Below are 26416 nucleotides of genomic sequence, written 5' to 3'. Positions count from 1 at the left end.
GCAACACCGCTTCTTCCTCGGCGCACCCATGCGCCCACGCACCCCCCGCTCATTCGCCACCCGCCGCGCACTTCCCGCGCTCGGCGTCTTCGCCGCCGCAGTCCTGGTCGTTACCGGGTGCGCAGCAAACCCAGGGCAATCCTCTGGGGCGGAGACACCTCTCACACACGTGCATGGGATCGTCGCCGACCCCGCCGGTGAGGGTTTCCTCATCGGCACACACGCGGGCATCTACCCCACCACCGCAGACGGCGACACCGGTGCCCGGATCGGTCCGGGGTTTGATGCGATGGGGCTTACCGCCGCCGGGGACGCTCTTCTCGCCTCCGGGCACCCTGGCCCCGACACCCCAGCGGAACTTGGCACCCCTCACCTGGGCATCATCCGAAGCACCGACCGAGCCATGACCTGGTCTCCCGTCGTCTTCTCAGGCGAGAAGGACTTCCACGTACTCGCCGGCACCACCTGGAACGTGGTCTATGGGATCGCCACCGACAACCCTGAACTGCTCACCAGCACCGACGGGGGAGTCAGCTGGCAACCCACCGGAGCGGAGGTCCCCGCACGCAACCTCGTCGTGGACGCCACCGAACGGCTCATCGCGTCCACCCCAGACGGGCTGCAAGTGAGCACCGACGCGGGAGCCACCTTCACCGGTTGGACGGACGCTCCCACCATCGCGCTGCTGAACACCTCACCCGACCACCAGCGCATCGTTGGTGTCGACACAGCCGGCACCGTCTGGGTCACTGGCGCCGGCGAGTCGGAATGGGTCGAAGCCGGCACTACCAGCTTGAGCGTGCAGGCAGTCGCGATCACCAACGCGGGAGACGTGCTGACCGTCGACCAGACGGGGATATCTCCTCCCGCCCCACCGGCGTCGACAGGCTCCGAGCAATGAACAGCCCGCATCAAACCCCACCCGCCCGCATCGATGACGTCGATTGCGGCTGCGGCCCGACCCCGGCTGAGGCACGCCGGCTGTGGCCCAGTGTCAGCCGGCGCAGCCTGGTGGGTGCTGCTGCACTGGGAATGGTTCTCAGCGCGACGGGTCTGGGACTAGCGGCACCCGCGTTCGCCGCGAAATACCCCACGTGGGACGACGTCGAGAAAGCGCGCCGCAACCAAGCCAGCAAGAATGCGGAGATCGGTCGGATTGAAACACTGATCCGCTCTCTCACGAACGACGTCGACACCAAACAGGCCGAAGCCGACCGCCTCGGGCAGGAGTACGTGCTCGCTCAAGAGGCATATGAAGACGCAGTCGAACGCGCCGACGCGGTGCAGGCTGAGGCCGATGCCGAAACTGCGCGCGCAGCAGAAGCAGCGGCGAAGCTGGGGGCACTGGCCGCGGAGCAGTACCGCACCGGGCGAAGCGACCCGACCTTGGAACTGTTCTTCTCCGACACCGCAGCCGACGCGGACGAGCTTCTGGGCCGCTTGGGGGCGATCGACAAGATCGCTGACGCCAACCGAGCCCGATACGCGGACGCTGCCGGCGCCCGCGACAACGCGCAGAACCTGAGCAATCAGGCCGTCGTCGCTCGCAATGAGCGCGATCGCCGCAAGGGCGAAGCGGAACAGAAGATGCGCACCGCGCAAGCAGCCGCGCAAGCCGCGCAAGCGGCGCTCGACGCGCAAACCGAGCACCGGCTCACCCTGGAAGCCCAACTCGACGCACTTCGCGACACGACAGCATCGACACTCGCCGGCTACCAGGCAGGTGTGGAGGCCGAACGCAAACGCCGAGAAGCAGCCCGCCGTAAGGCACGGGAAGCAGCCGCGCGGCAGGCCAGAGAGGAAGAACAACGACGTCGCGAGGAGGAACGGCGGCGACGAGCAACAGGCGGTAAAACCAGCGGGGCCTCCGGCGCGAGCGGCAACACGGGCGGAAGCGGTGGCCAGGTCCAATCGTCGGGATGGGTGCGACCAGCTCACGGCTGGATCAGCTCAGGATTCGGGACCCGAGGGACGATCTGCCGTAACGGGTACTGCACGAATCGCGGGCACCGCGGGACCGACTTCGCCAGCAGTTGCGGATCCCCTATCTACGCCGCCGCGGCCGGCACCGTCATCTTCGCCGGCTACAGCGGCGCTTGGGGCAACTACATCAAGGTGCAGCACCGCGACGGCACCATCACCGGGTACGCCCACATCATCGACGGTGGCTACAACGTCCGTTACGGCCAAACCGTTCGCGCGGGCCAAGTCATCGCTTTCATCGGTAGCACCGGCGCCTCAACCGGATGCCACCTCCATTTCGAGGTCTACCTCAGCGGCGTTCGCGTCGACCCCGTCCCGTTCCTCCGTGCCCGCGGGATCGCCGTATGACCCCCCGTATTCAACAGCTGATTCGGATGCGCCCCCTCGATGGGCGACTCACCGTCGCGGAGCGAGCGTCTTACGTCGAATCGTTCCTTGCCTGCGCGGCGACGATGAAAGACACTGACGACTCAGCGTGCGCACGCATCGCCGTCCTCCTCGGCCGGGAAGTGAGTTTGGACAGCATGATCATGCGTGTTGCGCTGGAGGACGCTCAGCGGTCCTGTCGGCGATGTCAGCACACATGCACCAGATTGCTCGCTCTCTTCTAGTCGGTTCGCGCGAAGACTCGGGAAAGAGCAGATCAGTCCATGCGCAATCCGTCCCGGGACATGCCGCTGGTGGGCTCGCATCGAGCTCTGGATACCGCTCCAGGGCCCCACCGACGCACACGCCACCGCGCCCTCCTGAGGCAGAGAACCGCACCGGAAGTCGCTACGAAGGGAGCACGGCGAGCTCATAACAGCGGTTGCTACGTTTTCGTCACCATGTTGTCAGGACTGCGCTCTTCAGGTCACCGCCCAGGCGGAAACCGGTGGTCGATGGTGCGCATCCTCGCCGGAATCGTGCTCGCGCTACTGGTGTGCGCGGGGGTGTTTTCGACAACGCACGCGCAGAACTCTGACACCGCAACCACCTCCGCTATGTTCGAATCCGCTTCCACCGGCGTCCCAAGCGTGACCGAAGGGTTCACGTCTGTTGACGCAGCGATCGACACCTCGCGCGGAGTCACTGGTGCAGCGGCATGCCTCATCGGTGTGCTGTGCACTTTGCTGCTCGTGGCTCTTCTTCGCGTGTATCTGCTGCACCGCGGTACCGCCAGATCGGCAACGATAGCTCCCCGCTCGACGCAGGCATCGCTCGCACGCGTCCTCGCGCCACCGATGCCGCCATCGCTCCATCAGCTGTCCATCTCCCGAACCTGAACCCGGGTCCTGTCCTTCTCAGGGGTTCCCCGCCGTCGCGGCGGAGAACCGTGACCTGCCGTTTCTTGTTCTGGAGAGTCCCTATGTCTGTTCTCTTGGCGGCAACCCCGCCGATCGCCGCCGCGCCACGCGGCCAACATCACCGGCGCCTTCGTTCCCGCCCCGAGACCCCCGCACCCCAGGGAACACACCGCTCACACCCTACGACGCTGAACGTGCAGGCCCCCCGCCACCTGGGAACAGGCCCTCATGCTGCCCGAAAGCGCAGGAGCCGCCGGTGACCTCGGTCGGGCTGTCCCATCGACGAGCCATCATCGTCGGGGCCGGGCAGACGGGTCTCGCCGTCGCCGCTGAACTGATCAGTCGAGGTCTCCGCCCTCAGCAGGATTTCGTGATGATCGACGCTGCACCGCCAGGTCACCGCAGTTGGAGGACGCGGTGGCACTCGATGGAGCTGCTCAGCTCCGCTCGCCACAGCGGACTCACCGTCCGGCCAGTACCGGGCGATCCCCACCGCCACCCGCGAGCTGATGAGATCGCTGACTACCTGCACACCGTGGAGGGAGAGCTCGGCGTCACCCCAGTCTGGGAGGTTCGAGCGTTGAAACTGGAGCGCCGCGGGGAAGGCACGGCGCTCACCCTCACCACCACGGCTGGTGAGGTCCAGACACGCAACGTCGTGTGCGCGACCGGCGCAGCCGCGCGTCCCTTGGTTCCCGAATGGGCGACCCGGTTGCAGTTGCCAGGGGCCCTCCTCCACAGCAGCGACTATCACTACCCCCGGCAGATCCCTCCCGGCCAGGTACTGGTCGTGGGCGGGGGTCACAGCGGCGTGCAGATCGCCCGTGAGCTCGCAGGATCCCACACGGTGACCCTGTCGACTCGCTCGCCTCGACGACTCCGTTCGATCAGCCGCCAACGGACCACCGCAGGTGTCCCTACTGCATGGGTTCCCTGGCCCAAAGGACCGGAGCCGGACTCTGCAGAAACCCTTTCCGGGCGTGACGGCTCGCGGGTCAGGGTGGCTGCTGCCGTCGCCGACGTGGCCGACCGTACTTCCGTTCAGCTGACAACGGGGAAGCGGCTGCGAGGAATCGAATCGTTGATACTCGCGACCGGTTACGAGCCCGCGGATCAATGGCTACCGGAAGCAACGCGTTCCGACACGACCCGCCGTACACGCACCTCAATGCCGGGCCTGTTCGTTGCAGGTGTACCGGCTTACAGCTGGCGTCGGGCCGACACGCTCGCCGGGGTGTGGCGCGACGCCGCCACGATCGCCCGGCAGATCGTCGATCGGCCATGACCACACCGCACACGTCCCGCGACCGCAGCGATATAGCCGCAGTCGCATGAAAAGGAGACTCAGATGACTGATAACCGCGACGACACGGACGACCCTGCGCGTCGATACCGGCATCGTCAACGCTGGCTGCGGCTCGGCCAGATCACCATGCTCGCCGGTGTCATCGTCCTGGTCGTGCACTGGCTGACCCATCTTGAAGCGTTTGGTCCAGGCCAACCGGAAGGCTGGGTGGATCTCGTCGCCGGGTACCCGATGGGTGCGCTGCTGCTTTTGGTGGGAGCGATCGCTGCGGGACACAAACCGTCATGACCCGGCGTCTTTTGGCCTTCGGCCCGCGCGAACCTCGGCAATGGACGTGCCCCCCGTTGCTGCCGCTGTGGGCTGCGCTGCCAGCGGCTGCCGTCGCCGGCATCCTGATGGATATGGCCTACCCGGATGTGGGGTGGTGGCCGGCCGCGTTCGTTGCCACCGGTGTCCTGCTGATCGCAGCGATCGGTCGCAGTGTGATGGGCTCGCTCGCCGTCGGATTGGTCTTCGGGCTGGTGTTCTTCTCCCTGCTCGTGTCCTGGACGTCCCGTTACCTCGGCCCTCTCCCATGGGCCGCGCTCACGATCGTTGAGGGCGTGCTAACGGCCGTGTGGGTGATACCGCTGACGTTCGCGTATCGATGGCTACCCCAGCTGATCCGCTCCGACAGGGCCCGGCTGATCCTGTTGCCCGTCGTCGTTGCATCGCTGTGGACGGGCCGGGAGGTGATGCTGGGTGCCTGGCCGTACGGTGGTTTCCCGTGGGCGCGGCTGGGTATGACGCAGTCGGAAGCACCAGCCGCCTCCCTCGCCTCCTGGGTGGGTGTGAGCGGACTGAGCTTTGCGATGGTGTTTGCTGTTGCAGTCTTCATCGAATGGGTCCGCACGCGCGCATGGCGCTTTCCCGCGCGGTACGTTGCTCCGCTCCTCACGGTCGGCGTACTCATTCTCACTCCCGCATTCCCCACGACACCGGCTGGCACCATGCGTCTCGGTGCTGTGCAAGGGAACGGCCCGTCAGGCTATTTCGATGAGCGCGCGCCCGGGGCGATCGCATCCGCTCAGAGCAGAGCTTCCACTGCGCTCCGCGGAGCCGATCTCGACCTCGTCGTGTGGCCAGAGGGATTGGACGCGGACCCCTTCCAAGAGGACTATCTCGCGTCAAACCTGACGCAAATCAGCACGCAACTGGGCGCCCCCGTGCTAGCCAATGCCGCCACGAGCTCAGGCAACAAACTGTTCAATACTTCGTTCCTGTGGGACCCGACCATCAGCCCTGCCCCTACCCGGGAACAGGTGCAGACCCATGCGAAACGCAATCCCGTACCGTTCGGTGAATACGTGCCCGATCGAGGGTTCTACACCATGCTCGCGCCGGACCTCGTCGGGCTCATCCAACGCGAGTATTCCCCCGGTACCGACAGCCCCGTCATATCAGTCGCCGGGATTACCGTCGGTCTCGCGATCTGCTTCGACGTGATCTACGACAACGTCATCGCAGAAAGCATCACCAGCGGCGCAGAAGTGCTCGTGTTCCAGACAAACAACGCCGACTTCCGCGGAACAGATGAGAACCTGCAGCAGCTCGCTTTCGCGCGCATGCGAGCAATCGAGACCGGGCGGGCCGTTGTGAATGTATCCACAGTCGGCACCAGCCAAGTCATTCGGCCAGACGGTTCTACGCAAGCCTCACTGAACGCCGGTGAAGCTGGCGTACTCGTTGAACAAGTCGAACTGCGGACCGGGGCGACACCTGGAATCATCGTGGGCACTTCCGTGTCGATAGGGGCAGCATGGGGCGGACTCGCGGTCCTGATGATTGCTGGCTGGATCACCCATCGAAGAACTCGGCTACGACACAAGATGTCGCCCGCCTAGCGGGGTAAGACCTAAGGGCGGCGACCGTCACCTCAGCGACCTGCGAGCAGACCGATAATCAGCCTTATGTCGGATCGAGGGGGGTGCTCGGGCTTGCAGGCGTCGTCCTCGTGCACGAAATCGCAGAGGTTTTCATCATCCTCAACGGCATCCGCGCGGCCCGCGGGTCAGGTCCCCGCCAGGCGAGCACACCGACACCCTCCCGGGCGAACACTCCTGCCACCTCCCGGTTGGTATAGTTTCCCCGCCATGGTTGGGATGCCGCTAACGCACGCGACGACAGCAGGCACCACCGCCCGACCGATAACGAAACTCATTACGGTCGGCATCGCAGCCCTCTTGCTGATGGTCGGGATTCTGGCGATGTCCCATGTGGACGGTGTCGCAGGCACGCCGGTACCCGCGGTCAGCAACGCCTCCCCGTCCTCTACGGAGGCGACCACATCCCTCACGACCACTTCCGACAACGTGGCTGCGACGACAGCAGGCGTTTGCATCTTCGGCGTGGTTTGCTGCCTGCTCGGAATCGCGTGGCTGCGTCGAGTCTTCACTCTCTTCGGTCGACCCCGCTTCATTGGTTCAACACGACGAGTACGACTGCCGCTCACCCCGCGCCGCGCACATGTCCAGGGGCCGACGCTCGCTCTTCTTTGCGTCGCCCGGATCTGAGCACAGTCCCTATCACCTGATCGGCGGGCACCCGCCTCTTCGCGGCTGCCCGCCGGCACCGGCCGCGAGGTTCACGCCCCGGGAGATAACGCGTGCTGCTTGACGACGACAACTCAGCACGCATCCCATCTGCGCGGTCGCCGGTGGGCGGTCGCGTGATGAGCGTCTATCGAATCGATCTTTTCCTGCGAGAGGAGCGGACACATGGGATCAGACCACAGCCATGGGGCAGTGGAGGGAACGCCGCGACGGCGTCTGCTGATCGCTTTCGCGATCACAGCCTCGGTCTTTGTGATTGAAGTCGTGGGCTCAGTGATTACTGGCAGCCTTGCCCTGCTTATCGACGCAGCGCACATGCTTACCGATGTCGTTGGTTTGGGGATGGCGGTTACCGCCGCCCAACTGATGGATCGTGCCCCGACAGACCGCCACACGTGGGGGCTGCGTCGTGCTGAAGTGTTGGGGGCCTTGACTCAGGCGGCCTTGCTGCTGGGCGTTGGCTTGTTTGCTCTCGTCGAAGGAATCCGGCGCCTATTTGAACCGCCCGAGATATCTTCCGGCGCGCTCCTCTTCTTCGGTGTCGTCGGCCTGGTCGCAAATATCGCGTCACTGCTCGTGCTGCTGAGCGGGCGCAAGAAAAACCTGAACATGCGCGCCGCGTTCTTGGAGGTTCTCAATGACGCGCTGGGGTCGGTCGGTGTGATCGCCAGCGCGATCGCGATCACAGCATTCGGGTGGTACCAAGCCGACGCGGTCGCGGGAATTCTGATTGCGCTGCTCATCATTCCCCGAACGCTGATTTTGCTCCGCACTGCAGGGAGCGTGCTGCTTGAGTCCACCCCACCGGGCCTCAACCTCCAGGATGTGCGCCGGCACCTGCTTGAGCTACCTCATGTCATCGCCGTCCACGACCTTCACGCATCGCAGGTGTCGACAGACCTGCCGACCCTGACCGCGCATGTGGTGGTGGATGACGGGCTCAACGGCGAGGAATCCGCGCAGCTGCTGCGGTCACTGCAGATGTGTGTGAGTGACCACTTCCCGGTCAGCATCGAGCACTCGACCTTCCAGATCGAACCCCAATCGCACTTCGGAGAGCACCGCACCCATGCGTAATAGACACTGTCGGTGGTTCACCGCCATGATGCTCGCCGCGGCAGTCGCCGGATCGGCGATCGTCGCACCGGCTGCCGCAGCGGAGGCCCGCGAGCTCACCACAGCGCCCCCGGCACCCACGTCGACGAGCGGCTCGGAGCTAACCCCCAGCCCGCCACCCCCGCCTACTCCCGCGGGAGACGTACACAACGAACCCAACTCAACCGGCCAAATTTTGCCACTTGTAGGGCTTGTCAGTGGGGTCGCACTCATCGGTGGCTGTCTCATCGTCGTAGTCATGATGGGCCGCGAACGGCGCCGTCGCGATCTCGCCGAGTTGCGAACCGGGGAGGGATCCGATGAGCGCTAACCGGTTGCGCCTCGTCGCTCTCGCATTCGTCACCGCCGGGCTCACCGTCCTCATTGACCAAGGCACCAAAGCCAACGCATTGAGCGGGTTGAGCCCCAATGAGCGCATCCCGCTCATTGGGGATCTCCTCGGTTTGCAGCTGGCCTTCAACGCGGGAGCGTTCCTCTCCCTGGGTTCGAACATGACATGGGTGCTGACCACGCTCGGCGTGGTCGCGACCGCGCTTCTCGTTATCGCCGCATGGCGCTCGCGAACGCCGGGGTGGGCCGTCGGAATGGGGCTCGTCCTCGGTGGCGCGATCGGAAACCTCATCGACCGGCTCTTCTTCTACCCCGCGTTCGGTCGCGGCTACGTCATCGACTTTTTGGCGTACGGGAACCTCTTCATCGGAAATCTCGCTGATGTCGCACTCGGGGTCGGTGGAGGCGTTTTGCTCCTCGCCCTGTGGCGGCAGCGTCGGCACCGCCGGGCGACGGCACAACACGGTGACTCCCACGCACGGGTACCGGACGAGCGTGCACGATGACCAAGAAGCAGCGCATTCCCTCGACCTACCAGCGCAACGCTCTGGCACCGGCACTCATCGCAGCGGCGGTGCTCTTCCTTGCCCCCACGCTGCAAGACAGCGATTGGTTCGCGATCGTGCGTTTCGTGGTCGCCATTCTCGCGGCGATCGCCGCGTGGTTCGCGTTCCAAGCCCGGCAATGGTGGTGGATTCCAGTGCTCGCGACGATCGTCGTGCTCTGGAATCCCATCCTCCCGTTCCCCTTCTCAGGGCCCGTGTGGTCAGCGGCGCAACCGGTCGCCGCGGTTGCGTTCCTCATTGCCGGCTCGCTCATCAAAGTACGCCGACCGTGACATTCCGCACACGCAGCGGCACGGCGCCGCGCCGCCGAACACCGCCGCCGCACGCCCCATTGAGGACGATCGCGGAGCTGTGGCTGCCAAGGTGGGGAGCTACCCGGTGAGTGCCTGGATCCCCGACGCGCCGCCTTCGTTCCTCGCGTTCCTCACCCCCCACCCGCAGCCGCTTCCGGTACTTCCGGTGGTGGCAATCGTGCTGGCGGCCGCGTATGTGGCGGGAGTGGTCCAACTGCGACGGCGGAGAAGACGCTGGTCGATGATGCGGGCAGGGTCGTTCCTGTTGGGGTGTGTGCTCCTGTTCGTCGTCACCGGTCTGGGTATCGAGAACTACAGTTACGCATTGTTCTCGGTGTCGATGTTCCAGCAGTTGACCTTGATGTTCACCATCCCGCCGCTGCTGATCCTGGGGTCCCCCGGAACGTTGCTTCTCCGCGCGACACCACACCAAGGCCTGGGCCTCACCATCCTCCGACTGGCGCACGCGGGCCTGCGCAGCAGAGCTGCCCGATGGGTGCTGAGCCCTGCCGTCGCTGTCCCCCTGCACCTGTTGGCGTTCTACGGGCTGTACCTCGCCAAACTGGCCGACCCGATCCTCACCTTGCCCGGCGGACATCAGCTGCTCGATGTCGCATTCTTGACGGTCGGGGTCTTGTTCACGGTTCCGATTCTTTCCAGCGATCCGTTGCCGTCGCGGATGTCGTACCCCGGCAAGGCCCTCGATCTGTTTGCCGAGGCGGCGCTCCACGCGTTCTTCGGGGTGTTTCTCATGATGAGCACCACCCTCCTGGTCGACCGCTTCGCCGCTCCGCCCGCCGCATGGGGTATCGACCCCCTCGATGATCAGTGGCTGGCAGGTGCACTCGCGTGGTCGTACGGCGAAGGGCCCACTCTCTTCATGCTGATCTACGTCGTGCATCGGTGGTTCCGCGACGACACACGGCGCGCCGTTGAAGCCGACCGGCACGCCGACGTGCACGGGCACGCCGAACTCGACGCGTACAACGAATACCTCACTGCCCTCGCCCGGAAGGACGCCCGATGAGACGCCGCAACGCGGAGGAGCCCCTGCGTGTGCCTGACGTTGACTGCGGGTGCGCCCCCACAGCCGACGAACTGCGATCGCTTCGCACCATATCCCGCCGCGGCGTCGTCGGCCTCGCCGCAATAGGAGTCGTGGTCGGATCGGTGGGGCTGGGCATAGCACTACCGGCGTTTGCGTGTGATCCCGGATGCCGTTGCCCGCCGCTCCGGCGACGTCGTGAGCCGCTGTCGCCGCCCGTCGCGGAACTCGACCTCGAGCGCCGCGGCGACGGCGATCCCGTCACCGTAGTTCCCGTTCGCGGCACCGAACCCGAGCCGGCCGCGCCACCACCCGTTGCCGAGCAGCAAGCCGACCTCGAGGTCGCCCGTGGCGCCCCGGACGATCGCCGTCACGTCGAACGAGTGGTAGGCGAGCCGCCATTCGTACGAGGTCCACCCGGGGTTCAGGACCGACTCGGTGACGGGCATCCCGTCGCACCGTGGAAGCGCAGGGCCACCCCCTCCGAAGCTTCCGCCGTCAGGAAGGCGGCATCGTCGAGGGGGATGCGCGCATCTCGCGACCTTCCGTTCGGGCAGAGCCCGACGAGGTCAGGCCCGGCCGAACCCGTCGAGGTCGGGGTCCCAGTACGCTTCGGGCCCCTCGTCCAAGATCGTCTCACCCGAGCCGCCGTCGCCGCGAGGGAAATGCGGGTGGTGTCGCAGCTGCGCGGCGGCGAAGGAGAAGTCGGGCTCGGGACGGTCCCAGTCGGTCGCGACCGAGAGCACGTCGTTGCCGACGCCGATGACGAGGGATGCCTCGCCGATCTCCCCGTTCTTCTCGAACACGATCGGGATCGTGACAGCATGGGCCCGGCCGCGCTCTGCGACGGCGGCCGTCAACGTGACGAGAGCCTCCGCGACGTCATCGGTCGTGACCACGGTCTCGCCGGCGTACGTGATGCATCTCATACGCCCACTATGGGCGTCGCAACGGAATCACGGGAATGGTTGCGTTCCCGCTCCGCGGCGGGTACAGCGGATGCCGCGGTCAGGCCTCGGCGGTCACGGGCGCGACGTCGTCCACCGCATCCGTCATCTTCTGCAGGAAGGCGACGACGTGCTCCTGTTCGTCGGGGGTCATCCCGACGGCGACGTCGTACATGAGCCCGTGCATGCGCCCGAGGGTCTCGCGTACCTCTTCGTTCGCGTGCGGCGTCGCCCGCACGAAGATGCTGCGCCGATCGGTCGGGTTCGCGATCCGCTGGACGCGTCCGGTCTTCTCGAGCCGGTCGAGCATCGTCGTGATCGACGCCGAGGTGACCCCGAGATACTTCACGAGCTCGGCGGGACGGGCGGAGTGGTCGGGCTGACGCAGAAGGTAGCGAAGCGCGAGAAGCTCGTTCTCACCCATCGCCATCGAGTCCCTGGTGCGGCGACGCATGGCGGCCTCGGCGGCACGATAGGTGCGCAGGGCCTCCAGGACACGACGCGCACGATCCCGCTCGCCGGGGGCCTCGTTATACCAGTAGCCGGCCTTGTCCTCGCCGTCCGCCACATCCACTCCCTACCGGTCGCGCCGAAATGCGACGACTTCGTCGAGAATAGGTGATGGGAGCGGGCGGACAGCCGCCAGTAGCCACGTGTCCCCGGATCCGCTACTCTCCCGCAACCGCGAGAGGGGAAGCCCATGCCGTTCCGAAGCAAAGAGACCCTCGAACGCTGGGTCGACGAGTTCCACGAGGCCCGCGGCGCCGGCGAGCGCATCAAGGTCATCGTGCAGGACGGCACCGGCGGCGCCGACACCGGCCTGGTGGTCGTCCCCCTCGAGAACGCGACCGTCACGATCTTCATGCAACCGGCCGAGGTCGGGGCAGCGTCGTGGCGCGTGACCATCGAGCCGCAACCCGACACGACGATCCTCAACAGCCACCAATTGCACGCGATGGCCGTCGAGCTGTCCGTCGCCGCGGAGCTCTGCGCCTACCTCGAAGCCCGCTCCGTCGGCCACGAGGAGACTGACGTCGACTGACCTCCGGCAGCGGTCTTCAGCCGGCCCGCGTGCCCGCGTCCGGCTCGCTGAGCGCCGGATGCAGGTGAGGCGACGCGAGGGCGACCGCAGCCTGTCGCGCACCGGCCTCGAGGCTCGCATCGACGTCCGAACCCGCACCATGCGCAGCGAGGAATCCCGCGAAGAAGGCATCGCCGGCCCCGTTGCTGTCGACGACGTCGACCTCTACTGCGGCGACCGCGTACCGACGGCGAGCCGCGTCCATCGCGATCGCCCCTGACGCTCCGCGCGTGCACACCGCGAGACGGGGGCCGCGCTGCAGACACGACTCCAGCAGTTGCCACGGGTCATCGACGGCATCGTCGTTCATGAACACGACCTCCGCGGCGCGCAGGAACGGCTCATGGAATGCGACCTTCCCGTCGTAGTCGTGGAGGTCCGTCCAGACCGGCGCGTCGATGCCGCGCGCCACGAGCTCGGCCCCGAGCGCGCTGAGGTCCACGACCGCGACAGCGGCGGAGTCCAGATCGTCACCGATCTCCGCGACGATCGCCGGATCCGCCGCCGAAGGCGTCGCGACGTACAGGGAGACCCGCTCGCCCGCCCGAGTCATCAGATTGACATGCTGCTCCGTGGCCTCGGACGCGTGGCGCGCCAGCCGCACGCCCGCACGCGCGAGCCCGTTCGCGACGGCGGCACCCTCGGCATCCGCTCCGAGAAGCGCGTGCAATCTCACGTCCAGGCCGAGCTCCGCGAGGTGGACCGCCTTGCCCGCCGATGTTCCGCCGACCGTCCGCACCGATCCGGTGGCGAACTGCATGTGGGGTGTCGGCTCGGGGAGCCGATCGAGTTCGATCAGGTGGTTCCAGGTGGCGGGCCCGCACACGACGACAGTCATGCGCTCAGTCAACCATCGGTCTCTGCTCCGGAGGCCGACGACCGGACGCATCCGTTCTCACATCGCGCCTCCCTCCGAAGAGAGGAAGAGGTAACCAAAGCGGTCGATCCCGGTGCGGTCGGGGGAAACACCCGCCCTTTAGCGTCGAGCCTCATACCCGGCTCCACGACTGAAAGGGATCTGCGATGACGTACGTCAAGCCCACCGAGCTCGTCCAGACCGTGATCGACGCCGGCGCGTCGAAGGTCATGCTCTCCACCCGCGACACCCTCATCCGCTCCATCATGGGCGGCGCGCTGCTCACGCTCGCGGCGGCGTTCGCCGTCACGGTCAGCGTCACCACCGGCATGCCGCTGCTGGGCGCCGTGCTCTTCCCCATCGGGTTCGTGATGCTCTACCTGCTCGGCTACGACCTGCTCACCGGCGTGTTCGTGCTCGCACCCCTCGCGTGGCTCGACAAGCGCCCGGGCGTCACGCTCGGCGGCATCCTGCGCAACTGGGGACTCGTCTTCCTCGGCAACTTCATCGGCGCGTTCTCGATCGCGCTGCTCATGGCGATCGTCTTCACGAACGGCTTCTCGACCCCGCCGAACGAGGTCGGTCAGGCGATCGGCCACATCGGCGAGGGCCGCACGGTCGGCTACGCGGAACACGGTGCCAACGGGATGCTGACCCTCTTCGTCCGCGCCGTGCTCTGCAACGCCATGGTCGCCACCGGAGTCGTCCTCGCGATGGTGTCGAAGGACGTGATCGGCAAGATCGTCGCGATGTGGATGCCGATCATGCTGTTCTTCTTCATGGGCTTCGAGCACTCCATCGTGAACATGTTCCTCTTCCCGTCGGGGCTGCTTCTGGGCGGTGACTTCACGATCGGCGACTACCTGATCTGGAACGAGATCCCGACGGTGCTCGGCAACCTCGTGGGCGGACTGCTCTTCGTCGGCATCCCGCTGTATCTGACGTACGGACGTCCCGCCGCCCCGCGCCGCGTGCGCCCGTCGCGTCGCGAAGCCGCCGCTGCCCGCGCCGTCGCCGCAGGCTCCGCCGTCCCCACCCGGTGACCGACGTGGCCGGCATCGTAAAGAGACTGCAACACGACGTGACCACGCAGGCAACCTCGCCCGCATACCGTCACGACATGAGCTCCACCGGCCCCACCCCGCCCCACGTGGTCGTGGTCGGTGCCGGGATGGTCGCGCACCGCTTCGTCGAGAGCCTGCTCAGCCGCACCGACGAGCCGTGGCGGATCACCGTGATCGGTGAGGAGCAGCGGCATCCCTACGACCGGGTCGGTCTCACGTCCTTCTTCGCCGGGGCGTCGGCCGACGACCTCGCCCTCGACGGGGGTCCGCTCTCGGACGAGCGGGTGCGGTTCCTGCGCGGCGTCGCCGTCACGCGGATCGAGCGCGAGCGCGCCGAGGTCGTCACCGACCGCGGCGAGCGCATCGCCTACGACCGGCTGGTGCTCGCGACAGGTTCGTACGCCGCCCGGCTCGCGGTCGACGGGTACGACCACGACGGCTGCTTCGTCTACCGCACGCTCGACGACGTCGAGGCCCTCGAGCGGTTCGTGCAGCGCCGGTCGGCCGAGCTCGGCCGCCGCCTGGTCGGCACGGTCATCGGGGGCGGACTGCTCGGCCTCGAGGCGGCCGGCGCGCTGCAGGGCCTCGACGTCGACTGCACCGTCGTGCAGTCGTCCGACCGGCTCATGTCGGCGCAGCTCGACCTGCCTGCCGGCGACGCCCTGCGCCGGCTCATCGAGCAGCGCGGGATCGGCGTGCGCACATCGGCGATCACGACGCGCCTCGACGCCGACCGCAGCGGGCAGGTCGTCGGGCTCGAGTTCCGCGACGGGTCGTGGGAGCGCACAGACGTCGTCGTCTTCACCGTCGGCGTCCGCCCGCGCGACGAACTGGCCCGCACGGCCGGGCTCGCCGTCGACCCGCGCGGCGGTGTCGTCATCGACGCCGGCTGCGACACCTCCGACCCGGCGATCCTCGCGATCGGCGAGGTCGCCAGCTTCGAGGGCCAGTGCGTCGGTCTCGTCGCCCCCGGCTACGCCATGGCCGAAGTCGCCGCGGCGCGCCTGCTGGGGCTCGAAGCCTCGTTCGCGGGCTTCGACGTGTCGACGAAGCTCAAGCTGTCGGGCGTCGACGTCGCGAGCTTCGGCGACGCGTTCGCCGAAACACCCGGCGCCCTCGATGTCGTCTACGCCGACCCGATCGCGGGGGTCTACAAGAAACTCGTCGTCTCGGACGACGCGAAGACCCTGCTCGGCGGCATCCTCGTCGGCGACGCGTCGGCGTACGGGTCGCTCCGTCCCCTCGTCGGCGGCGCCCTCGGCGGCGACCCCGTCGCCTACCTCCTGCCCTCCGATGGCGTCGCCGCCCCGACGGGCGACCTGCCCGATGAGGCGCTCGTGTGCTCCTGCAACAGCGTCACGGCCGGCGGCATCCGCTCGGCCGTCCACAACGAGGGCTGCACCGACGTGAAGGGCATCAAGGCCTGCACGAAGGCGGGCGCGGCGTGCGGGTCGTGCGTCGGCATGATCACGAAGCTGCTCGGCAGCGAGCTCGCGAAGACCGGCGCCGCGCTCAGCACCGCGCTGTGCGAGCACTTCGCGATGTCGCGGCGGCAGCTCTTCGACGCAGTCCGCGTCTCGGGACTGTCGACCTTCAGCGCCGTCATCGACCGGTTCGGCACCGGCCGCGGCTGCGACATCTGCAAGCCGGTGCTCGCCAGCATCCTGTCGACCCTCACCGGCCGGCACGTGCTCGACGGCGAGAACGCGACCCTCCAGGACACCAACGACCACGTCATGGCCAACATGCAGAAGGACGGCAGCTACTCGGTCGTCCCGCGCATCCCGGGCGGCGAGATCACCCCTGAGGGACTGGTCGTCATCGGGCAGGTCGCGCAGGACTTCGGGCTGTACACGAAGATCACCGGCGGCCAGCGCATCGACATGTTCGGCGCGAGGCTCGAGCAGCTGCCCGAGATCTGGAAGCGACTGGTCGACGCGGGCTTCGAGTCGGGCCACGCCTACGGCAAGTCGCTCCGCACGGTGAAGTCCTGCGTCGGGTCGACCTGGTGCCGGTACGGCGTGCAGGACTCGGTCGGCATGGCGGTGCAGCTCGAGCTGCGCTACCGCGGGCTGCGCTCGCCGCACAAGATCAAGCTCGGCGTCTCGGGCTGCGCCCGCGAGTGCGCCGAGGCCCGCGGTAAGGACGTCGGCGTCATCGCGACCGAGGCCGGCTGGAACATGTACGTCGGCGGCAACGGCGGCTTCACGCCCCGCCACGCGGTGCTCCTGGCCGAGGGACTCGACGACGCCGGGCTGCTGCAGGCGATCGACCGCTTCCTCATGTACTACGTGTTCACGGCCGACCGCCTGCAGCGCACCGCCCCCTGGTTCGAGGACCTCGAGGGCGGCATCGACGAGCTGCGCCGCGTGATCTTCGACGACTCGCTGGGCATCTGCGCGGATCTGGATGCCGCCATGGCCCGCCACCTCGACAACTACGAGGACGAGTGGAAGGCGACGCTCGACGACCCCGAGAAGCTCCGCCGCTTCGCGTCGTTCGTCAACGCCCCGACCACCCCCGACCCCTCGCTCGCGTACACGGTCGAGCGCGGGCAGGCGCGTCCCGCGACGGCGGAGGAGCGCGAGGACGGCCGCGTCCTCATCGCGGGGACGACCCTGGAGGTGCGGCGATGACGATGATGGTGCACGAGACGGATGCCGCGGTGCCGGCCGGCTGGACCGCGGTCTGCGCGCTCGCCGACCTCGAGGTCGAGCGCGGCCGGGCCGCGCTGCTCGGCGACGAGCAGATCGCCCTCTTCGTCACCCACGCGGGCCGGGTGCACGCCGTGCAGAACCTCGACCCGTACAGCGGCGCCAACGTCATCTCGCGCGGCATCGTCGGCACCCGGGGCGAGGTCCCGACGGTGGCGTCGCCGATGTACAAGCAGGTCTTCGACCTGCGCACCGGGGTCTGCCTCGAGACGCAGGGCAAGGATGCGAAGACGCTTCGGGTGTGGCCCGCCGCCGTCGAGGACGGCATCGTCTACGTCCGGGAGGAGCAGCGATGACCACCCTTCTGGGGCTTTCGCTCACCGGGCGCCGCGTCGTGTTCGTGGGCGGCGGCGCCGTCGCCGGGCGGCGCGTCGGCCGCTTCCTCGACGAGGGCGCGCTCGTGACGGTGGTCGCGCCGGCGCTCGGCGACGCCCTGCGCGCGCACGTCGCCGCCGGCCGCGTGACGTGGGTCCCGCGCCCCGCCCGTCAGGACGACGTGACGGATGCCTGGCTCGTCCACGCGGCGACAGGCGACGCATCCGTCGACTCCGCCGTCGCGGCGTGGTGCGACGCCGTGCGCGTGTTCTGCGTCAACGCGTCGGACGGCGCCCACGGGTCGGCCCGCCTGAGCGCCGAGACCCGGTCGGGCGACGTGATCGTCGCCGTCGCGTCCGACGCCGGCGTCGACCCGCGCCGGTCCGCGCGGCTGCGCGACGCGATCGCGGGGGCGCTGCGCGACGGGATGCTGCCCCTGCGGCGCCGTCGCACCGCCGCCGGTCGCGTCGACCTCGTGGGCGGCGGCCCCGGTCCCGCCGACCTCATGACCGTCCGCGGTCGCCGGCTGCTCGCCGAGGCCGACGTCGTCGTCGCCGACCGGCTCGGACCGACCGACGTCCTCGCCGAACTCGACCCCGACGTCGAGGTGATCGACGTCGGCAAGGCGCCCGGCCACCACCCCGTGCCGCAGGAGGAGATCAACGCGATCCTCGTCGCCCACGCGCGCGCCGGCAAGCGCGTCGTCCGCCTGAAGGGCGGCGACCCGTTCGTCTACGGCCGCGGCGGCGAGGAGGTCGCCGCGTGCCTCGCGGCGGGCGTCCCGGTCGAGGTGGTGCCCGGGCTGACGAGTGTCGTGTCGGTGCCCCAGGCCGCCGGCATCCCGGTCACCCATCGCGGCACCGCCGCGGGACTGCACGTGACGATGGGCCAGGGCCCGGTGTCGGCGGCGACGCGCGCCGCGCTGGCCGACGACACCGTGACTACCGTCGTGCTCATGGGCGTCGCGGCCCTGCCGAAGCTCGTCGCCGCCGCGCTCGCGGCCGGGGCGCCCGCGCACCGGCCCGTCGCGATCGTCGAACGGGGTCACACCCCCACGCAGCGGACGACCCGTACGACCCTGTCGGCCGCGGTGACGGATGCCGCGGCCGCCGGCGTGAGCAATCCCGCCGTCATCGTGGTGGGCGAGGTCGCCGCCGCGGGCCTGCTCCTGCCCGACGCGGCCGCGGTCTCGGCGGGAGGAGGGGATTCCGACCGGTGACGACCCCCCGCCCCGCCCTCTCGGCCGCGCTCGGCGGATCGACGATCGTCATCGCCGTCGATCGTCGATCCGCCGAGCTCGCGTCGGCGTTGGAGCGGCACGGGGCGACCGTCCGTCACGCTCCGGCGCTCACGATCGTGTCGCACATCGACGACGAGGCGCTCATCGGGGCGACGCGCGAGCTGATCAACACTCCGCCCGACATCGTCGTGGCGACGACGGGGGTCGGGTTCCGCGGGTGGATGGAGGCCGCCGACGAGGCGGGCCTGCAGGGCGCGCTGCACGAGGCGCTCGCGGGGGCGCAGATCGTCGCACGCGGCCCCAAGGCGCGCGGCGCGATCCAGCAGGCCGGGTTGGCGGCGGACTGGGTCGCCGAGTCCGAGACCTCCGAGGAGCTCGGCGCCTTCCTGCTCGCCGAGGGTCTCGAGGGGCGCCGCGTCGCGGTGCAGCACCACGGCTCGGGCGCGGACGGCCTCGACGAGCTGTTCACCGAGGCGGGCGCCGACGTCGTGAGCCTGACGGTCTACCGCTGGGGGCCACCGCCCGATGCCGCCGCGGTCGCGCGCTCGGTGGTCCAGACCGCGCAGGGCGAGGTCGACGCCGTGCTGTTCACCTCCGCGCCGGGGGCCGCGGAGTGGATCGAGACCGCGCGGCGCGAGGGCGTGCTGGAGGACGTCGTGCAGCGCTCGGCCGACGGCACCCTCCTGCTCGCGGCCGTCGGCCCGATCACTGCAGGCCCCCTCGTCGCCGTGGGAGCCGCGCCGCTCGTCGCCGAGCGCGGCCGGCTCGGCTCGCTCGTCCGCGCCGTCGTCACCCACTTCGGCGGCGGGGGCGCGCCGTCGCTCGCCACGCCCGTTGGGCGCCTCGAGCTGCGCAGCGGCGCCGCCGTCCTCGACGGTGCCGTGCTGCCCCTGTCGCGCACGTCGGCGTCGATCCTCGCGATGCTCTTCGCCGCCCGCGGCGGCGTCGTCGGGCGGGCCGAACTCGCCGCCGCCCTGCCACGCTCGGGTGCCGACAGCGCCCACGCCGTCGACGTGGCGATCGCGCGTACGCGCGAAGCCCTCGGCATCCCGACCCTCATCCGTACCGTCGTCAAGCGCGGGTACCGCCTCGACGTCCTCGCCCCGGAAGGATCACCGTGACGCCCGTCCTCATCGCCTGCTCACACGGGACCAGTTCGCTCGCCGGACGCACCGCCATCTCGGCCCTCGTCGAGAAGGTGCGGCTGCTCCTTCCGCACGTCGCCGTCGAGGAAGCGTTCGTCGACGTGCAGCAGCCCGAGATCGACGACGTCGTGCGGGCGACCGCCCCGCGCGCCGCGGTCGTCGTCCCCCTCCTGCTGTCGACGGGGTTCCACACGAAGGTCGACATCGCTCGCGCGGTGACGGATGCCGGGGGCCGCGCCTCCGCCACGGCGCCGCTCGGGCCGCATCCGCTGCTCGCCGACCTGCTCGCGACGCGACTGCGCGAGGCGGGGACGGCTCCCGGCGACGCGGTGGTGCTCGCGGCGGCGGGATCGACCGACCCCGCAGCATCCGTCGACGTCGTCGCGATGGCCGACCTGCTGCGCGAGCGCGTCGACGGCCCGGTGTCGGTCGGCTTCGCCGCGGGCGCGGGAACCCGCATCGGGGCCGCCGTCGCTGCGGCGCGGGATGCCGGTGCCCCCCGCGTCGTGGCCGCGAGCTACGTCCTCGCCCCCGGCTTCTTCGCCGACGTCATCGCCCGATCCGGCGCCGACCTCGTCACCGCGCCGCTGGCGCCCGACGACCTCGTCGCCCGGGTCGTCGTCGAGCGCTACCTCGCCGCCGCCGCCGCGCTCACCCGCGCCGCCTGACCCATCCCGCGCGCCGCGCGCGCCGCATCCGCCGCGCCGCCCGCGAACCCCCGGCGCCTCAGCCGACGGGCTCGGCGACGTCGCGTGCGCGGCGGCCGGCGGCACGGACGGCGCCGATCGACGCGACGATAACGAGCGCGATGCCCGCGACCTCGAGCAGGCTCAGGTGCTGGCCGAGCAGCAGGAACCCGGCGAACGACGCCGTCGCGGGGGCCAAGGCCATGAGGATCGAGAACGCCGCCGCGGGCAGTCGGCGCAGCGCGATGAGTTCGAGCGCGTACGGGATGGTCGACGACAGCACCGCGACGGCGGCGCCGAGCGCGACGAGGTCGAGGCGCAGCAGTGACGCACCGGCATCCACGATCCCGAAGGGCAGCGACAGGACGGCACCGACCGCCATCGCGAGCGCCAGGCCGTCGAGCTTGGGGATGGCGGCGCCCACCTTCGCCGAGGCGAGGATGTAGAACGCCCAGCTGACGGCGGCGCCCAGGGCGAAGACGACCCCGAGGGGATCGAGCCGGTCGAAGCCGCCGCCGCCGAGCGCGACGACGCCGACGAGCGCCAGCCCTGCCCACAGCCACGCCGACGCGCGCCGGCTCGCGATGATCGAGAGCGCCAGCGGTCCGAGGATCTCGATCGTGACCGTCACGCCGAGCGCGAGCCGTTCGAGCGCGAGGTAGAAGAAGCCGTTCATGACGGCGAGCGCGACGCCGAGCTGCACGACGGCGGTCCACGCGGCGCGGCTGTGCCCGCGCAGCGACGGACGGGCGATGAGCCACAGGATGAGCGCCGAGAACACGAGGCGCAGCATCACCATCCCGAGCGGGCCGACCTGCGGGAACAGCAGGACGGCGAGCGAGGCACCGACCTCCTGGCAGCAGAGGCCGACGACCACCAGGACGACCGCGGTCGTCGGGGCGGTGCGTGTGGTCACTCGCCGCAGATGGCGTAGCCGGCGAGCTCCTCGCCGAGGCTCTCGACCGTCCACGGCAGGCCCAGCTCGGGAGCCGTGCGACCGTCGGCGGCAGGAGCCTTCGACGCGAGGGCGGCGAGCTGCCAGGCGAGCAGGCGCGCGACGTTCGACGACGCGCGCGAGTCGTTGAGCACGACGACGACCGACATCCCCGTCTCACGGTCGGCGAAGGCCGCGACCATGTAGCCCGGGAGGGAGCCGTACTGCCCGACGAGGCTGTCGCCCTGATACGTGCCGCCCTTGGCCGTGAACCAGGTGGGCTGCGAGTCGGCGACGGGACGGGCGTCGGCGAGGCGCTGTTCGACGTCGTAGGGGCGGGCGCCGACGGCGAGGGCGCGGACGTAGGTCGAGAGGTCCGCGACGCTCGACACGGCGCCGGCCGCCGCTGCGCCGACGCTGGAGGTGAGGTCCGTCATGTCCGTCGGGGCGCTGCAGTCGGCCTTGCCGTCCTCACCGGACGCGAGGTACGAGCCCTTCAGCCGGTCGCCGCCGCCGACCCCGGCGGGCAAGGAGCTGGAGGTCATCCCGAGCGGCTGGAAGACGTACTCGTCGAAGAGCTCGTTCAGAGGCGTGTTCGCGGCACGCTCGAGCACGATGCCGAGCAGCACGTACCCGGTGTCGGACTCCGCGAAGCGCGCGCCGGGCTCGAAGGCGCGCGGCTGGCCGAGGCCGTAGGCGACGAGCTCGCGCGGGTTCCAGGTGCGCTCGGGCGTCGCGAGGACCCGTTCGAAGATCGCGCCGAGGTACCCGTGCAGTCCGCTCGTGCTGTCGCACAGCTCGCCGAGGGTGATGTCGCTCTCGGCCGGGTAGGAGTCGACGTACTCCGCGATGCTGTCGTCGAGGGCGACGGTGCCCTTCTCGACGAGGGCGTACAGGACGTCGCAGGTCATCGCGCGGGTGACGTTGACAGCTTTGAAGGTCATCGCGGGGTCGACCTTCGGGCCGCCCTCACCCGAGGTGCCGACACCGGCGACCCACTGGCCCGACCAGGGCACCGACACCGAGACGATGGCCCCGCTCGCGCCGACGGCGGTCATCGCCGTCTCGGTCAAGGTCTGCATCTGGTCGGTCAGATCCGACGGGAGCGCCCCGTCGACCTGGTCGACGCCGATGTCGATCCGCGCGGGTCCGGGTGAGCACGCTCCGAGACCGATCGCGAGACCGAGCGCCGTCACCGCTGCGACCACTCGCCTCGACACTCGTCCTGCCACGCGCAGATCACCCCCGTCTTTCCCGTCCCATGATTACAGCACACCCGTCGGCCACCTCCCGTTCGCACGACCGCACCCTCCTAGGCTGTGCGCATGACCGCCGTCTTCGACGACTCCGTGCAGCGCGCCGTGCTCCACCACATGAACGCCGACCACACCGACGACAACGTGCTCATCGCGCGCGCGTTCTCGCCACTCCCCGACGTCATCGCGGCGACGATGACGACCTTCGACGGCGACGCGGGCGAGTGGCACGTGATCACCGCGGACGGGGCTGAGGACGTCATCCGCATCCCCTGGCCCGGCGGCGCGATCACCGAGCGCGCCGAGGTCCGGCGCGAGATCGTCGCGCTCTACGACGCGGCCTGCGCCCGGCTCGGCGTGGAGCCCCGCCCGCATTCGTAGATATCCGACCTTCAGGTTAGCTGAGCCTTACTGTACGCTCGGGGCCATGTCCGAGCCCGTCCCCTTCTCCGCCGCCGTCCGCGCCCGCTCCGCCGACGCCCACTCGTCGAGCGAGGGCGCCGACTTCATGTCGGACCTCATGCGCGGCGAGGGTTCCCGCGAGGACTACGTCGCCCTCGTGGCGCAGCACTGGTTCATCTACGAGGCGCTCGAGACAGCGGCCGCCCGCATGAGCGGCGACCCCGTGGCATCCCGGTTCCTCAGCGACAAGCTGACCCGTCTGCCCGCTCTCGAGGCCGATCTGGAGTTCCTCATCGGCACCGACTGGCGCGAGCGCATCGCGCCGCTGCCGACGACCGCCCGCTACGTCGCACGCATCGCCGAGGTCGGTGCGACCTGGCCGGGCGGCTTCGTCGCCCATCACTACACGCGCTACCTCGGCGATCTGTCGGGCGGTCAGTTCATCGCGCGGGTCATGTCGCGCCGCTTCGGCTTCGAGACCAACGGCATCGGCTTCTACGTCTTCGACGACATCGCCGATCCCGCCGCGTTCAAGGACGTCTACCGCGAGCAGCTCGACGCGGTGCCGTGGGATGCCGCCGAGCGCGAGCGCGTGATCGACGAGGTGCTGCTCGCCTACCGCTTCAACACCGAGCTGTTCGCCGACCTCGCGGCCGCGAAACGCACCTCGGCCGCCTGACCTGACGAGCGGATGCCGCGGCTCACCCCGCGTTCTGCGCCGCCCGCACCCCGGCCATGAAGCGCCGCACGTCGCGGTCGACGAGGATGTCGGCGGGGCGCAGCGGGCGCGACAGGTAGAGCCCCTCGAGCGAGGTCAGCCGCGAGAGCGCGACGTAGGTCTGCCCTGGCGCGAAGGCCCCGTTGCCGAGGTCGACGATCGCGCGGTCGTACGTCTTGCCCTGCGACTTGTGGATCGTGACCGCCCACGCGAGACGCAGCGGGAACTGCGTGTACTCGGCGACGATCTCGCGGGTGAGCTTGCGGGTGCCGGGGTCGTACGCGTAGCGGAACTTCTCCCACACCGTCGGTTCGACGTCGTGCTCCTCGCCGTCGAGCTCGACGCGGACGGTGCCGCCCGCGATCCGCGTGACGGTGCCGATCGACCCGTTGACCCAGCGCGGACCGTCGCCGCCGAACCCGCCGATGTCGTTGCGCAGGAACATCACCTGCGCCCCGACCTTCAGCTGCAGCTCCTGGTCGGCGGGGTAGGCGTCGCCGCGCCCGAAGTCGCCGCTGATCTCGGCACGGGCGGTCTGGGCAGGACCGGGCAGCGCGTCGAGGTGGCGCTGGTTGATGCGCGAGACGATGTCGTTGCGGGTCGCGAGGGTGATGATCGGCACCTCGCCGGCGGCGGGCTCGGGGGGCTTGCGGGCTCCCGCCGCGTTGAGGGCCCCCGCGATGTCGGCCGTCACGATCCCGTGGCGCACGGCGTTGAGCATCGCCTTGAACGCGTCGTCGGACTGGCGGTGGATGTCGCGCAGCTCGGCGATGTGCAGCGGAGCGCCGACCCGGCCGAGGTCGAGCAGCCCGTCCGAGCGGATCGCCCCGGCATCCGCTCGGGGTCCTGCCCACACCTGCGCGTCGAAGAACCAGAACGAGCGGTAGTGGTCCTGGATGTAGCGCAGCTCGTCGCCGCGGGTCGGCACCGGGGAGAGCTGGTACGGGTCGCCGAACATGACGACCTGCACCCCGCCGAACGCCTCGGCGCGTCGGCGGCGGGCCTGGCGCAGCGACCGGTCGATCGCGTCCATGACGTCGGCGTTGACCATCGACACCTCGTCGATGATGAGCGTGTCGATGGCGTTGAGGATCTTGCGCGTCGCGTCGGTCTGCTCGATCTCGCTGTCGGCGATGAGGCCGATCGGCAGTTTGAACAGCGAGTGGATCGTCTGACCCTCGACGTTGAGCGCGGCGACGCCGGTGGGTGCGCAGACGGCGATCTGCTTGTTCGTGTTCCACGCGAGGTGCTGCAGCAGCGTCGACTTGCCGGTGCCGGCACGACCCGTGACGAACACGTGTTCGCGGGTGTCCTCGATGAGACGGAAAAGCGCGTCCTGTTCGGGAGACAGGGGCGGCGTGCTCACCGGAACAATGCTAGCTATTTGCCGGGCTTTCCTAGACTGAGCGTGTGGAACGCGAGGGGGAAGAGGCGGTGACGGATGCCGCCGCGCCCGACGCCCCCGCGGCCCGCACCCGCACGGCCACCGTCGCCGGACCCCGTCGGCGCCGCAAGCTCGCGTTCGACCTGACGGTGCTGGGGGTGGTCGGCATCCTCTTCCTCGGTGCCGTCGGCGCGACGTCAGCCGTCCTGTACCGCCAGCTCTACAGCCCGACCGCGTTCGTGCTCGACTACCTGCACCTGCTCGCCGACGGGCGCGCGACCGACGCCCTGCTCGTGCCCGGCGTCTCGGCCACGTCGAAGGACCTCGCCGCCGCGGGTCTGCCGGCCGATGCCAGCGCGGCGCTGCTGCGCGGCAGCACCCTCACGCCGCTGTCCGACGTCGAGCCGGTGTCGGAGGAGACGGATGCCGACGGCACGACGGCCGTCACCGTCACCTACCGCGTGGGCGGTCACGCCGGCGAGACGACGTTCGAGGTCGAGCGCGACGACGACGAGGGCGGCATCCTCCCCCGCTGGCGGTTCGCGCAGAGCCCTCTCGCGGTGATCGAGCTGGGCGTGCGCGGGTCGATGCAGTTCGAGGTGAACGGCTTCGAGATCGACAAGCGTCAGGTCTCGCCCGAGGCGGAGGAGGCCGACCCGCTCGAGCCGATCCCGATGCTCGCCTTCTCGCCGGGGCTCTACTCGATCACCGTCGACACCGCGGCGACGACGAGCCCCGGGGTCGCCGTGCTGTCGGACACCCCGCTCGCCGAGATCCCGGTCTCGTTCCAGGCGGAGCCGACCGACGAGTTCGTCGGCGTGGTCCAGCGCGAGGTCGACGCGTTCCTCGCGGAGTGCGCGACGCAGAAGGTACTGCAGCCGACGGGATGCCCCTTCGGGTACTACGTGCGCAACCGCATCGTCGAGCCGCCCACGTGGTCGATCGAGGAGAACCCGGTCGTCACCCTCGAGCCCGACGGCGCCGGGTGGGCGATCACCCGGACGCAGGCGGTCGCGAAGATCGACGTGCAGATCCAGTCGATCTTCGACGGCTCGATCTACGACGTGACCGAACTCGTCCCGTTCTTCCTGACGGGCAAGATCACGATCCTCCCCGACGGCACCGCGTCGATCGCGGTGTCGGCCGCGGACTGACCGG

27 protein-coding genes are annotated in these 26416 nt (G+C 69.3%); 20 read left to right on the top strand and 7 right to left on the bottom strand.

What is annotated here, in order from left to right; translation table 11 throughout:
- Positions 1 to 169 precede the first annotated feature (169 nt).
- The 10 genes from AB0P29_RS12040 to AB0P29_RS11995 all read left to right on the top strand — a co-directional run bounded on the left by AB0P29_RS12040 (position 170) and on the right by AB0P29_RS11995 (position 10498).
- A complete protein-coding gene (locus tag AB0P29_RS12040; protein ID WP_363380029.1) occupies positions 170 to 901 on the top strand; it encodes a hypothetical protein in 732 nt (243 codons plus the stop codon).
- Entirely contained in the window at positions 898 to 2331 is a 1434-nt protein-coding gene (locus tag AB0P29_RS12035) for a M23 family metallopeptidase (RefSeq protein ID WP_363380027.1), read from the top strand. Before AB0P29_RS12040 ends, AB0P29_RS12035 begins: the two co-directional genes overlap by 4 nt.
- A 533-nt stretch (positions 2332 to 2864) precedes the next feature.
- On the top strand, positions 2865 to 3248 hold the full coding sequence (locus AB0P29_RS12030; protein WP_363380025.1) for a hypothetical protein: 384 nt from the start codon (positions 2865 to 2867) through the stop codon (positions 3246 to 3248).
- 277 nt (positions 3249 to 3525) lie between these two features.
- On the top strand, positions 3526 to 4554 hold the full coding sequence (locus tag AB0P29_RS12025) for an NAD(P)/FAD-dependent oxidoreductase (protein ID WP_363380023.1): 1029 nt from the start codon (positions 3526 to 3528) through the stop codon (positions 4552 to 4554).
- A gap of 63 nt (positions 4555 to 4617) precedes the next feature.
- Positions 4618 to 4863 carry a hypothetical protein gene (locus AB0P29_RS12020; RefSeq protein ID WP_363380021.1) on the top strand — a complete coding sequence of 82 codons (246 nt, stop codon included), beginning with the start codon at positions 4618 to 4620 and terminating at the stop codon, positions 4861 to 4863.
- A gap of 56 nt (positions 4864 to 4919) precedes the next feature.
- Positions 4920 to 6458: an apolipoprotein N-acyltransferase gene (gene lnt, locus AB0P29_RS12015; protein WP_363380019.1), complete on the top strand. Its 1539-nt coding sequence runs from the start codon at positions 4920 to 4922 to the stop codon at positions 6456 to 6458.
- 873 nt (positions 6459 to 7331) lie between these two features.
- A complete protein-coding gene (locus tag AB0P29_RS12010; protein ID WP_253036122.1) occupies positions 7332 to 8243 on the top strand; it encodes a cation diffusion facilitator family transporter in 912 nt (303 codons plus the stop codon).
- A 338-nt stretch (positions 8244 to 8581) separates the two neighbouring features.
- Positions 8582 to 9118, top strand: coding sequence for a signal peptidase II (locus tag AB0P29_RS12005; protein WP_311286337.1), 537 nt, complete (start codon positions 8582 to 8584; stop codon positions 9116 to 9118).
- On the top strand, positions 9115 to 9450 hold the full coding sequence (locus AB0P29_RS12000; RefSeq protein WP_253036124.1) for a DUF6804 family protein: 336 nt from the start codon (positions 9115 to 9117) through the stop codon (positions 9448 to 9450). Before AB0P29_RS12005 ends, AB0P29_RS12000 begins: the two co-directional genes overlap by 4 nt.
- A gap of 79 nt (positions 9451 to 9529) precedes the next feature.
- Positions 9530 to 10498: a cytochrome c oxidase assembly protein gene (locus AB0P29_RS11995; protein WP_253036125.1), complete on the top strand. Its 969-nt coding sequence runs from the start codon at positions 9530 to 9532 to the stop codon at positions 10496 to 10498.
- A gap of 161 nt (positions 10499 to 10659) precedes the next feature.
- On the opposite strand, the gene AB0P29_RS11990 is transcribed toward AB0P29_RS11995, so the two are convergent.
- The 3 genes from AB0P29_RS11990 to AB0P29_RS11980 all read right to left on the bottom strand — a co-directional run bounded on the left by AB0P29_RS11990 (position 10660) and on the right by AB0P29_RS11980 (position 12031).
- A complete protein-coding gene (locus AB0P29_RS11990) occupies positions 10660 to 10965 on the bottom strand; it encodes an alpha-L-rhamnosidase N-terminal domain-containing protein (protein WP_363380016.1) in 306 nt (101 codons plus the stop codon).
- Between the two features lie 120 nt (positions 10966 to 11085).
- On the bottom strand, positions 11086 to 11445 hold the full coding sequence (locus AB0P29_RS11985) for a hypothetical protein (protein ID WP_311286373.1): 360 nt from the start codon (positions 11443 to 11445) through the stop codon (positions 11086 to 11088).
- Positions 11446 to 11524: 79 nt separating this feature from the next.
- Positions 11525 to 12031 carry a MarR family transcriptional regulator gene (locus AB0P29_RS11980; RefSeq protein ID WP_311286374.1) on the bottom strand — a complete coding sequence of 169 codons (507 nt, stop codon included), beginning with the start codon at positions 12029 to 12031 and terminating at the stop codon, positions 11525 to 11527.
- Between the two features lie 132 nt (positions 12032 to 12163).
- Between AB0P29_RS11980 and AB0P29_RS11975 the strand changes: the two genes are divergently transcribed.
- The gene (locus AB0P29_RS11975) at positions 12164 to 12505 is read left to right on the top strand and encodes a hypothetical protein (RefSeq protein WP_311286375.1); all 342 of its coding nucleotides are present in this window, start codon (positions 12164 to 12166) and stop codon (positions 12503 to 12505) included.
- 16 nt (positions 12506 to 12521) lie between these two features.
- Here the strand turns inward: AB0P29_RS11975 and AB0P29_RS11970 are convergent, their stop codons facing one another.
- A complete protein-coding gene (locus AB0P29_RS11970) occupies positions 12522 to 13382 on the bottom strand; it encodes a PfkB family carbohydrate kinase (RefSeq protein WP_363380012.1) in 861 nt (286 codons plus the stop codon).
- Between the two features lie 185 nt (positions 13383 to 13567).
- On the opposite strand from AB0P29_RS11970, the gene AB0P29_RS11965 reads away from it, so the two are divergent.
- The 6 genes from AB0P29_RS11965 to AB0P29_RS11940 all read left to right on the top strand — a co-directional run bounded on the left by AB0P29_RS11965 (position 13568) and on the right by AB0P29_RS11940 (position 20546).
- On the top strand, positions 13568 to 14443 hold the full coding sequence (locus AB0P29_RS11965) for a formate/nitrite transporter family protein (protein ID WP_363380010.1): 876 nt from the start codon (positions 13568 to 13570) through the stop codon (positions 14441 to 14443).
- A 77-nt stretch (positions 14444 to 14520) separates the two neighbouring features.
- Positions 14521 to 17100, top strand: a complete 2580-nt coding sequence (gene nirB, locus AB0P29_RS11960) for a nitrite reductase large subunit NirB (protein WP_363380007.1) — start codon at positions 14521 to 14523, stop codon at positions 17098 to 17100.
- Positions 17097 to 17474, top strand: a complete 378-nt coding sequence (gene nirD, locus AB0P29_RS11955; RefSeq protein ID WP_311286379.1) for a nitrite reductase small subunit NirD — start codon at positions 17097 to 17099, stop codon at positions 17472 to 17474. Before nirB ends, nirD begins: the two co-directional genes overlap by 4 nt.
- Complete coding sequence (cobA, locus tag AB0P29_RS11950; protein WP_363380005.1) at positions 17471 to 18712, top strand: uroporphyrinogen-III C-methyltransferase; 1242 nt, start codon at positions 17471 to 17473, stop codon at positions 18710 to 18712. The genes nirD and cobA overlap by 4 nt, the downstream gene beginning before the upstream one ends.
- On the top strand, positions 18709 to 19854 hold the full coding sequence (locus AB0P29_RS11945) for a uroporphyrinogen-III synthase (RefSeq protein WP_363380003.1): 1146 nt from the start codon (positions 18709 to 18711) through the stop codon (positions 19852 to 19854). The genes cobA and AB0P29_RS11945 overlap by 4 nt, the downstream gene beginning before the upstream one ends.
- Positions 19851 to 20546, top strand: a complete 696-nt coding sequence (locus tag AB0P29_RS11940) for a CbiX/SirB N-terminal domain-containing protein (RefSeq protein ID WP_363380001.1) — start codon at positions 19851 to 19853, stop codon at positions 20544 to 20546. Before AB0P29_RS11945 ends, AB0P29_RS11940 begins: the two co-directional genes overlap by 4 nt.
- A gap of 58 nt (positions 20547 to 20604) precedes the next feature.
- On the opposite strand, the gene AB0P29_RS11935 is transcribed toward AB0P29_RS11940, so the two are convergent.
- Positions 20605 to 21480, bottom strand: coding sequence for an EamA family transporter (locus AB0P29_RS11935; protein ID WP_253035958.1), 876 nt, complete (start codon positions 21478 to 21480; stop codon positions 20605 to 20607).
- A complete protein-coding gene (locus AB0P29_RS11930; protein ID WP_311286383.1) occupies positions 21477 to 22730 on the bottom strand; it encodes a serine hydrolase domain-containing protein in 1254 nt (417 codons plus the stop codon). Before AB0P29_RS11930 ends, AB0P29_RS11935 begins: the two co-directional genes overlap by 4 nt.
- A 93-nt stretch (positions 22731 to 22823) precedes the next feature.
- On the opposite strand from AB0P29_RS11930, the gene AB0P29_RS11925 reads away from it, so the two are divergent.
- Both AB0P29_RS11925 and AB0P29_RS11920 read left to right on the top strand, forming a co-directional pair.
- Complete coding sequence (locus AB0P29_RS11925) at positions 22824 to 23135, top strand: DUF2470 domain-containing protein (protein ID WP_253035960.1); 312 nt, start codon at positions 22824 to 22826, stop codon at positions 23133 to 23135.
- A 46-nt stretch (positions 23136 to 23181) separates the two neighbouring features.
- Positions 23182 to 23835, top strand: a complete 654-nt coding sequence (locus tag AB0P29_RS11920) for a biliverdin-producing heme oxygenase (protein WP_363379996.1) — start codon at positions 23182 to 23184, stop codon at positions 23833 to 23835.
- Between the two features lie 22 nt (positions 23836 to 23857).
- On the opposite strand, the gene AB0P29_RS11915 is transcribed toward AB0P29_RS11920, so the two are convergent.
- Positions 23858 to 25240: an AAA family ATPase gene (locus tag AB0P29_RS11915; RefSeq protein WP_363379993.1), complete on the bottom strand. Its 1383-nt coding sequence runs from the start codon at positions 25238 to 25240 to the stop codon at positions 23858 to 23860.
- 44 nt (positions 25241 to 25284) lie between these two features.
- On the opposite strand from AB0P29_RS11915, the gene AB0P29_RS11910 reads away from it, so the two are divergent.
- Positions 25285 to 26412: a hypothetical protein gene (locus AB0P29_RS11910; RefSeq protein ID WP_363379990.1), complete on the top strand. Its 1128-nt coding sequence runs from the start codon at positions 25285 to 25287 to the stop codon at positions 26410 to 26412.
- Positions 26413 to 26416 lie beyond the last annotated feature (4 nt).

Source organism: Microbacterium sp. NPDC080220 (assembly GCF_040686395.1).
Lineage (GTDB): Bacteria > Actinomycetota > Actinomycetes > Actinomycetales > Microbacteriaceae > Microbacterium > Microbacterium gawkjiense.
This window is presented reverse-complemented; position numbering and strand designations above follow the sequence as displayed.

What these genes read in the sequence shown, in the direction of transcription:
- AB0P29_RS11965 (WP_363380010.1), top strand. Translation starts at nt 13,568, where the DNA reads ATGACGTACGTCAAGCCCACCGAGCTCGTCCAGACCGTGATCGACGCC.
- AB0P29_RS12005 (WP_311286337.1), top strand. Translation starts at nt 8,582, where the DNA reads ATGAGCGCTAACCGGTTGCGCCTCGTCGCTCTCGCATTCGTCACCGCC.
- nirD (WP_311286379.1), top strand. Translation starts at nt 17,097, where the DNA reads ATGACGATGATGGTGCACGAGACGGATGCCGCGGTGCCGGCCGGCTGG.
- cobA (WP_363380005.1), top strand. Translation starts at nt 17,471, where the DNA reads ATGACCACCCTTCTGGGGCTTTCGCTCACCGGGCGCCGCGTCGTGTTC.
- AB0P29_RS12030 (WP_363380025.1), top strand. Translation starts at nt 2,865, where the DNA reads ATGGTGCGCATCCTCGCCGGAATCGTGCTCGCGCTACTGGTGTGCGCG.
- AB0P29_RS11990 (WP_363380016.1), bottom strand. Translation starts at nt 10,965, where the DNA reads ATGCCCGTCACCGAGTCGGTCCTGAACCCCGGGTGGACCTCGTACGAA.
- AB0P29_RS12000 (WP_253036124.1), top strand. Translation starts at nt 9,115, where the DNA reads ATGACCAAGAAGCAGCGCATTCCCTCGACCTACCAGCGCAACGCTCTG.
- AB0P29_RS12020 (WP_363380021.1), top strand. Translation starts at nt 4,618, where the DNA reads ATGACTGATAACCGCGACGACACGGACGACCCTGCGCGTCGATACCGG.
- AB0P29_RS11920 (WP_363379996.1), top strand. Translation starts at nt 23,182, where the DNA reads ATGTCCGAGCCCGTCCCCTTCTCCGCCGCCGTCCGCGCCCGCTCCGCC.
- AB0P29_RS11985 (WP_311286373.1), bottom strand. Translation starts at nt 11,445, where the DNA reads ATGAGATGCATCACGTACGCCGGCGAGACCGTGGTCACGACCGATGAC.
- nirB (WP_363380007.1), top strand. Translation starts at nt 14,521, where the DNA reads ATGAGCTCCACCGGCCCCACCCCGCCCCACGTGGTCGTGGTCGGTGCC.
- AB0P29_RS11970 (WP_363380012.1), bottom strand. Translation starts at nt 13,382, where the DNA reads ATGACTGTCGTCGTGTGCGGGCCCGCCACCTGGAACCACCTGATCGAA.
- AB0P29_RS11975 (WP_311286375.1), top strand. Translation starts at nt 12,164, where the DNA reads ATGCCGTTCCGAAGCAAAGAGACCCTCGAACGCTGGGTCGACGAGTTC.
- AB0P29_RS12035 (WP_363380027.1), top strand. Translation starts at nt 898, where the DNA reads ATGAACAGCCCGCATCAAACCCCACCCGCCCGCATCGATGACGTCGAT.
- AB0P29_RS12010 (WP_253036122.1), top strand. Translation starts at nt 7,332, where the DNA reads ATGGGATCAGACCACAGCCATGGGGCAGTGGAGGGAACGCCGCGACGG.
- AB0P29_RS11925 (WP_253035960.1), top strand. Translation starts at nt 22,824, where the DNA reads ATGACCGCCGTCTTCGACGACTCCGTGCAGCGCGCCGTGCTCCACCAC.